At 60.1% G+C, this 8,032-nt stretch carries 6 protein-coding genes and 1 pseudogene; 3 read left to right on the top strand and 4 right to left on the bottom strand.

Annotation, left to right across the window (positions count from 1 at the left end; genetic code table 11):
• Positions 1 to 36 precede the first annotated feature (36 nt).
• Both ACZLZY_RS24600 and ACZLZY_RS24595 read right to left on the bottom strand, forming a co-directional pair.
• Complete coding sequence (locus tag ACZLZY_RS24600) at positions 37 to 864, bottom strand: IS5 family transposase (RefSeq protein WP_472936606.1); 828 nt, start codon at positions 862 to 864, stop codon at positions 37 to 39.
• Positions 865 to 1,129: 265 nt separating this feature from the next.
• Complete coding sequence (locus ACZLZY_RS24595; RefSeq protein WP_472936605.1) at positions 1,130 to 2,365, bottom strand: glycosyltransferase family 2 protein; 1,236 nt, start codon at positions 2,363 to 2,365, stop codon at positions 1,130 to 1,132.
• Between the two features lie 359 nt (positions 2,366 to 2,724).
• Between ACZLZY_RS24595 and ACZLZY_RS24590 the strand changes: the two are divergent.
• A pseudogene (locus tag ACZLZY_RS24590) lies at positions 2,725 to 3,677 on the top strand (IS481 family transposase).
• Here the strand turns inward: ACZLZY_RS24590 and ACZLZY_RS24585 are convergent.
• On the bottom strand, positions 3,628 to 4,893 hold the full coding sequence (locus ACZLZY_RS24585; protein WP_472936604.1) for a glycosyltransferase: 1,266 nt from the start codon (positions 4,891 to 4,893) through the stop codon (positions 3,628 to 3,630). The pseudogene ACZLZY_RS24590 and the gene ACZLZY_RS24585 overlap by 50 nt on opposite strands.
• Positions 4,894 to 4,959: 66 nt before the next feature.
• Between ACZLZY_RS24585 and ACZLZY_RS24580 the strand changes: the two genes are divergently transcribed.
• Entirely contained in the window at positions 4,960 to 6,444 is a 1,485-nt protein-coding gene (locus ACZLZY_RS24580) for a lipopolysaccharide biosynthesis protein (RefSeq protein ID WP_472936603.1), read from the top strand.
• Here ACZLZY_RS24580 and ACZLZY_RS24575 read toward each other — a convergent pair.
• Positions 6,413 to 7,348, bottom strand: coding sequence for a polysaccharide pyruvyl transferase family protein (locus ACZLZY_RS24575; protein WP_472936602.1), 936 nt, complete (start codon positions 7,346 to 7,348; stop codon positions 6,413 to 6,415). The genes ACZLZY_RS24580 and ACZLZY_RS24575 overlap by 32 nt on opposite strands.
• A 184-nt stretch (positions 7,349 to 7,532) precedes the next feature.
• On the opposite strand from ACZLZY_RS24575, the gene ACZLZY_RS24570 reads away from it, so the two are divergent.
• The coding region (locus ACZLZY_RS24570) for an IS110 family transposase (protein ID WP_472936601.1) at positions 7,533 to 8,032 on the top strand (500 nt) is incomplete at its 3' end.

The following is an 8,032-nucleotide window of genomic DNA, read 5'->3' as shown; positions in this document are numbered from 1 at the left end:
TCAGCGCATGTTGGTATTAGAGCCCGACTCAAAACTCTATGAGGGATAGCAATACCTTGCGAGGCGTCGGGTAAGCAGGTGGAGGTTGGCGACAAGGATCCAGGCCTCGACACTGGCTATGGTTTTCTCGAAGTCCTTGGCGAGACGGCGGCAGCGGCCGAGCCAGGCGAAGGTCCGCTCCACCACCCATCGGCGCGGCAGGATCTCGAAGCCCTTGGCTTGATCGGAGCGCTTGATGATCTGGATCGTCCATTGGCCGATCTTGCGCAACTGCCTCTCCAGTTTCTCGCCGGCATATCCGCCGTCTGCAAAGACATGGCGCAGCCAGGGATAGCGATGACGGATCGAGGCGAGGACAGAGACGGCACCGTCCCTGTCCTGGATGTCGGCGCCGTGCACGACGAGCCCGACCATTAGGCCGAGCGTGTCGGTGACGATGTGGCGCTTGCGGCCCTTGATCCTCTTGCCGGCATCAAAGCCCCGGACGCCGCCGCTTTCGGTGGTCTTGACGCTCTGGCTGTCGATGACGCCGGCGGTCGGGCTCGCCTCGCGGCCCTCCAACTCTCGCGCTGCCATGGTGAGATGGCCGCTGATCCTGCGCAGCAGGCCACGATCCCGCCAATCGTAGAAGTAGCGTTGGACCGTCGTAAGAGGGGGAAACTCTCGGGGCAGCAACGACCAGGCGCAGCCGCTCGAAGCGAAATACAGGATAGCGTTGACGACCTCGCGAAGGTCCGTCGTCCGGGGACGGCCGATCGGCCGCGGCTCAGGCAGGAGCGGCGCGATCAGCGCCCATTCCCGATCGCTGAGATCACTTGAATAGCGCTTCCCTCGGCGCGCATAATCGCGCCGGGCCTGGAAAATCGATGCTGCTGCGACCACCGCACACAGATTAAGCTGGCCGACGATGCCAAAATCGTCCGGTCGCTGGAAGTTGCCGGAGCACGGTGATCAAACTGGTCTGGCGGTGCGGAACTACTTTTGAGACAGTTATTAACGGAGCACAATGACGAACCAAGAGACCGTAGTGCAGCACGATCCAATCTGGTTTGATGGTCTCCAAGAACCCATCACAAGATGGCGGACCGTGGGCATGCATCCGGAGACGGCGGCGCGGCCAAGCATGAAGTCACGAATTTTTCTCGAGGGGATGGACGCGATAGAGCCTAGCTTCGCTGCGGCGAGCCGCAAAGTACGCCGGGAGCATTCCTGGCCCAACAAGCGTTGCGGCGACGTATATAAGTTGACTCACCTCGCGCAGCTGATCCTTCGTCTCGCGGATGCGGCGAAGGCGGAAGGTCACTGGCAGAAAAAGGTTGCCGAGGATCTCTCCCCGTACTTTTGCGTCGAACTGCCAAAGCGCTTTCCGCATCGCTTGCACATCTGCGACCCGTTCGAAGGTCGACCGTGCGCCGCGTTCGAAGACACGCCGCAGCACTGTTTTCTCTTCGCGATCAAGTGGAGGATGACCGACAGCGACGCTGGCCTCTGCCGCAGCCCAAAAATCCTTTGCGGCAAGATCAAAGAGACCTTTGCGAGCCATGATCGCACCCCGTTGCAGTAGTGCGGTCCGCCGTTGCCGATCGGTCAGGGCGCCGCCGTCGTGGTCGGCGAGAAACTCCCGCAGATCATGACTTTCATGAATCTCGCCGAAAAGTAGCCGGTTGAACTTCGTCCAGACCGCTTCCGATTGCTTTACCTTGAAACGGGAGTGTTGAGGACCGCGCTCACCATCGTGATGGCGCTGGTAGAAAATAGTTTCGGGCACCGCGACGGCCTCGAAGCGCCGGAGCAGGCGCAACGCCATCTCGTAATCTTGGGAACGTATGAACCGGGTATCAAATCCACCCACTTCCCGGTAACACGCCGCCTCGACCAACATGGCGCCTTGCCAGATGAAGAAGTCCTGCAGAAGCTGGATATAGAGGGGTGCTCTTCGATCCGAACGATAACAGAAGGTGTCTTCACTATTTGTTGCCGGCCACGCGCCGTAGAACTTGCGTAGGGTGCCGTAGGCTATCCGCGCCGAGGGCGAAGCCTGAAGAGCCGCGTACAGGTGCTCGAGTGCATGCGGACTAGCAATGTCGTCGTCGTCGCAAATCCAAATGTAAGGCTGGGTGGCGATCTCCAGCCCCAGATTGAGAGCCGTGGATTTGCCCCCATTTTCCTTTTCTACGACACGAATCCGCTCACCAAAGCGGGCAAGCTCGTCGACCGTCCCGTCCGCCGATCCGTCAATTACGACAATTATCTCTGCTGCCGGACGTGTTTGCGCGAGCAGACTATCAATCGACTGTCCAATCAGGTCCGCTCGATTATAGGTCGGAACGATGACCGATACCGGCGCTACCGAAGGTCCGTCCATGCTGAGCTCCATGATTATACTTTAAAATGAGATCTGGCCGTTCGACCGGCGATATCAGTGGGCTGGGTGTCTTGCGCCGGTCGCCGTTCTCGTGACGTACAACAAAAGTCGCGAAGGAGGTGGTTCGCTGGTCCCGTTTTATGTGATGCCTACTGCGTCAAATTCGTTCGAGCACGTGTCGCCGTTGAAGGTCAAGGCAATTAGGTCAATCGATGCCAACCCATGTTGCTGCCATGATGAAGCCCTTCAAAATGGCAGGTTCGTCAAGCCCTAGCTGTGAGCTTTCAATAGGTTGTCCATCCGGTCCTTTCCGAGGAAGCTGAGGTTGCGAAGCTTTAGAACCCAAGGAGGGGGACCGGATGAAAATTCACAAGAATGCCCGTTTGACGCCACGCGGTCGAGAGCGTCTGGTTCAATCAGTTCTTGGCGGAATATCTGCGAAGGCTGCCGGAGCGGCGGCGGGAGTCTGCGAGCGTACGGTTCGCAAGTGGGTGGCCCGCTTCAAGGCCGAGGGTGTGGCGGGGCTCGTTGATCGCTCTTCCCGGCCGCATCGTCTTTTCCGTCCGACTTCGCCTGAAATCTTCGGCAAGGTCGAGGCGCTGCGCCGCGAGCGCTGGACGGGAAAGCGGAGTGCGCTGGAATTGGAGCTGTCGCCGGCCACCGTCAGCCGCATCCTCTCCCGCCCTGGCTCAACCGGATAAGCGACCTGGAGCCCGCCGAGCCGGTACGTCGCTACGAACACGCCCATCCCGGCCACATGATCCACCTCGACATCAAGAAGCTTGGGCGTTTCGACCGGGTCGGCCACCGCATCACCGGGGATCGCAAGGGGCAGTCCAGCGCCCGCGGCATTGGCTGGGAGTTCGTCCACGTCTCCATCGACGACGCCTCGCGCCTGGCCTTCTCGCAGATCATGCCGGACGAGAAGGCCTTCAGGGCCGTCGCCTTCCTGAGGGCCGCCGTCGCCTACTACGAAAGCCTCGGCGTCAAGATCGTGCGCGTCATGACCGACAACGGATCCTGTTACAAAGCCAGCGCATTTGGCGACGTCTGCCGCCAACTCGGCCTCAAGCACGTGCGCACCAAACCCTACACGCCCAAGACCCAACGCAAGGCCGAGCGCTTCATCCAGACGGCCTTGCGCGAATGGGCCTATGCGCGGACCTATCCCTCCTTGCAGTATCGCGCCGAGGAGCTGCCCCGGTGGATCCACGACTACAACTGGCATCGACCACACGGCGGCATCAAATACTCCGTGCCCATCAGCAGAACCGGTCTGGATCAGGACAACCTGTTGAGGCTCCACACCTAGCCGTCAGGAACCGAAGGTCAGCTTCCAGTCGGTCCATTTGGGTTGCTGAATTGAATTCCGACTCAATGGCTGCTCTGGCGTTGATGGCCATTTTTGACATAAGCTGTGCGTTTTCTATCACATACATCAGCTTCGAAGCCAAGGCGTCGATGTCGTGTTCGGGAGCGAGCAGGCCGTTGAGACCATCCTTGATAAGTTCGGGAATACCGGAATGAAACGTGCTAACGGCAATAGCGCCGGATGCCATCGCTTCCATGAGCGAGACCGGAATACCTTCGACGTCACCGTCAGCCGCTGTGACGCTCGGAAGTAGGAAGATTTGAGCTTTTGAAAGAAGGCCACGGACCTCCCTATGGGGGAGGGCGCCCAGAAAGTCTACGCGGTCGTCCAAGCCAAGCTCCTGGCGTTTTCGCTCTAGGCTCGCCCGCAATTCACCGTCTCCCACGATTGCGTAGCGCCATGCTAAGTCAGGCCACTTTGTCCTCAAAACGGCGAGCGCTTGCAGGGCGGAGTCAATTCCCTTTTTCTCGGTCAGGCGCGCTACTGAAAGAATAGAGAGGGGACGATGGTCCCAATCTCGCTCCGTGAACGTTATTTCATCAACTTTGATGCCCATATGATGGACGCGCGTATTCTCGGGTCGGGCTCCGTTATCAATTAGGATCTGTCGAAAGTAATCATTAACGGGAAGATTGGCGTCTCCAATCTGGAAGAGATCGCCATAAGACGATTTTACGGCGCCGCGCATGGCAAGCTTGCCCACGTCATGTCCATGAAAGATTGTGATGAGAGGTGGAAGACGGCGTGCGCGCTTTTTGACCCTCGCCACACGTACGCCCTCAAATCCAAAATGGGCAATAATTAGATCGAACTTTGCCAAGTGCCGGCGATCCAAAAAGTCGAGCGCGGTAGACGCCCTGTCCGCCATGCGCGAGGGTAGGCGGCTTGTCAGTGCGCGAACCGCGGCAATCTTTCCCCACCATAGTCTGGAGCGAGAAATAAGGACGCGTCCAGCCTCGCTGCCGAGATCGACCTCCGTCGACAATTTCTGGCAGACGACGCTCACATCGTGGCCTCGCTCCATGAGCCCGAGAGCTTGATCTAAAACGAAGGATTCGGAAAGCTTCGGAAACTGTCCAACGACAATGCAGACTTTCATCGAACGGATTTCCATATTTTCATGGGAAGCATTATGCTGCAGTGCAACGACAGCCATCGGGACTGAAGGCCATCGGCGGCACCGCTGTCAATCCCCGGGCCCTTCTCCCCTTCTAGGAACCTCATGAGCGCAAATACTGTCAAACTCGGGTCCGTCGCCTTGAAGGGTGGTCTCGTCACCGGCGCCGCGCAGGCAATCAAGATGGGTGTCAGCTTCGTCTCGGTCATCGTGCTGGCGCGGTTGCTCGTGCCAGAGGATTTCGGTCTTGTCGCGTCGGTCGCGCCTCTGGTGGCCTTCATCGGCCTGTTCCAGGACCTCGGCTTGCAGCAGGCGATCGTGCAGCGTCATGAAATCGCCGACGAGCATCTGAACCAGACGTTCTGGCTGAGCGGCAGCATGGGCATCCTGGCCGCGCTCGTCGTCATCCTGGTGGCTCCTGCCGCCGCTGTGTTCTACGGTGACCCGCGGGTCCATGGCCTGATGACGCTCGCGGCCCTGCCGCTTGTCATCGGCAGTTTCGCTTCGGTGCCGCTTAGTATGCTAAACCGCAATCTGCGCTTCGGCTCTTTGGCCCTGAACGACGTCATGGCGACGGTGGGCGGCTTCTTGGTCTGCGTCGCAGCGGCACTGATCGGCTTCGGCTACTGGTCGCTAATCATCGGGGCGCTGGCCACCACCACGATCGGCCTGACCGCGGCGTGGCTGGCCCATCCGTGGAAGCCCCAGCGGCCGACCTTGCGGATCCACCGCGAGCTTCTGTCGTTCGGCGCCAATCTCACCGGTTTCAACATCGTCAACTTCTTCGCCCGCAACCTCGACAACATTCTGATCGGCCATTACCTCGGTCTGACGCCGCTTGGCTACTACGACCGGGCCTACAAGCTGCTGCTGTTCCCGATCCAGAACATCACCACGCCACTGTCGCGGGTGATGGTGCCGCTGCTCAGCCGTATCCAGATCGACAAGCCGCGCTTCCGAACCGCCTATGTCCGCACCAACTGGATGCTGGCGGCTGTGGTCATGCCCGGCATCGCCACGCTGACGATGACGGCGGAGCCAATTGTCCGCCTCCTGTTCGGCGAGCGCTGGCTGCCCGTGGCGCCGATCTTTACATGGCTCGGCGTGGCGAGCTTCATCCAGCCGGTGTCGGGTACCACCGGTTGGCTGTTCATCTGCCAAGCCAAGACGAAAGTCATGTTCCGCTGGGGGGCCTACTCCTCGGCTACGACGATCCTGTCGTTTGTTGTCGGCCTGAACTGGGGAGTCACTGGCTTGGCCGCAGCCTATGCGCTCAGCGCCTACGCCTTCCGCATCCCCGTCCTGGCGGTCGTCGTACACCGCCTCGGACCCGTGACGGCGAGAGACTTCCTGTCCATCCTGATCCTCTTTGCCTTATCTGCGGGCACCGCCTTCGCGGCGGGACATTTCCTCCAGCCTGTCTTCGGCGTTCAATCCGACATCGTTCACGTCGTGCTCTATGGGCTGCTGAACTACAGCTTCGCCGTCGTCTTCATCGTGGCGTATCCGACGTCGCGCACGATCCTGGTCGACGTCGTCGGCCGCATCGGCCGTTCCCTTACTTCCTTGCGGACAAGAAGGGGCGGATAAGGTCCTCGCAGCGCATCGCGTCTGCGTGCTGGGCGAGGGTGCCCTGCAGGCCAGCCCGGGCAAAGGCCTCGAACTTGTCCAGGAAGAACGCAAGCGTTGCCGTAGCGGCCGCCGGCTCGATCGTATCGATGTTCAGCATTACCTTGGCGAGGCCGATCGACTTGGACAGTTCCTCCGTCTTGAACTCGTAGACGATCGGGATGACCGGCGTGCCGACGTTGAGCGCCATGATCATCATGTGCATCCGGGTCGATATGACGAAATCGAACGATCGCAGGAGCTGCATCAACTGGTCGGGTGTGTGGAAGGCCGCATCGACGGTCTCATGCTGCGCGACATCGCTGTCGAGGCTCTGAACGATCTCGTTCGCCAGGCGCGAGTCGTCGTGATGATACTCCGGGACGCCTTGGCACGTGGAGACGAACACCACTTCGCAGCCCTGGTCGCGAACCAGCGCCTGCACCATCGCCCGGACAGAATCGGCATATTTCGACATTCCATGATTGCCACCAGCGACGTATGCCCACTGGCGGACGGATACGCCCACCCGTCGGTGGCGCAACACGATGATCGGGGCAGCGAGCTTCGCCTCGATGGCCGGGGAGTCCGCCAAGGCGAACACGCAGTCTGCGACGACATCGCAGTTGGCATCCGGCGCGACGATACCTTTCATGTTTCTGCGCGAGCGGGCATCGCGCAGGAGGATGAGGGGAACCTTGGAAAGGATCCGCGAAAGTCGGGATCGATCGCCTGCATCGGTGAAGGGACCCATCGACTGGGTGAAGAACAGGGTTCTCTTACCAAACGCCTGCCGCATCTCGAATTGCCGCAGACGGGGATCAATGTTGTAGTTTCCCGTTAGGTAGGTGCCGCCTGTCACAGGTTGGTGCTTCTTCTGCGGCATTCCTGGCATCCTCCAAAGGCTTGAAAGCCTACTTCACGGAGGACCACTTAGCGTAATCGCAGGTGGCGCCTCTCGCCGAAGTCGAAGCGGCTCCCCATGCTGGCCATCCAGCAATGATCGGCTTGGCCGACAAGGAAGGAGAATCATGATGCCCTCTTATGCAGCTTTGGATGTTTCCCAGGAGATGACAGCCATTTGCGTCGTCGACGAGGCCGGTCGGATCCTGGCCGAGAAGAAGGTCGCAACCTGCCCAGACGCCATCGCCGCCTATCTGAACCAGAAAGCGCCGGACCTCGGTCGCGTTGGGCTCGAGACGGGCCCATTGGCTGTGTGGCTTTGGAGCGAGTTCGCTGCGCGCCGTCTTCCAGTCCTGTGCATCGACGCCCGGCATGCCAACGCAACTCTGAAGATGCGGCCGGTGAAGACGGACCGCAACGACGCTGCCGGCCTGGCGCAGATCATACGGACCGGCTGGTTCAAAGAAGTGCGCCTAAAAAGCCGAGACAGCTACCAGATCCGCTCCCTTCTGGTCGCCCGCGAGATGCTCATGCGGATCCGCGTCAAGATAGAGAACGAGATCCGCGGTCTCCTTCGCACCTTCGGGGTTCTGTTCGGCAAGCGCGTCGGAGGGTTTACTGGACGTGCCGCCGAGATCATCGCCGGCGAACTCGATGCGTCCCCGGA

Source organism: Mesocryomonas lacus, from assembly GCF_055730135.2.
The sequence above is the reverse complement of the archived record's forward strand: the minus strand, read 5'-3'. Positions and strand labels throughout refer to the sequence as shown.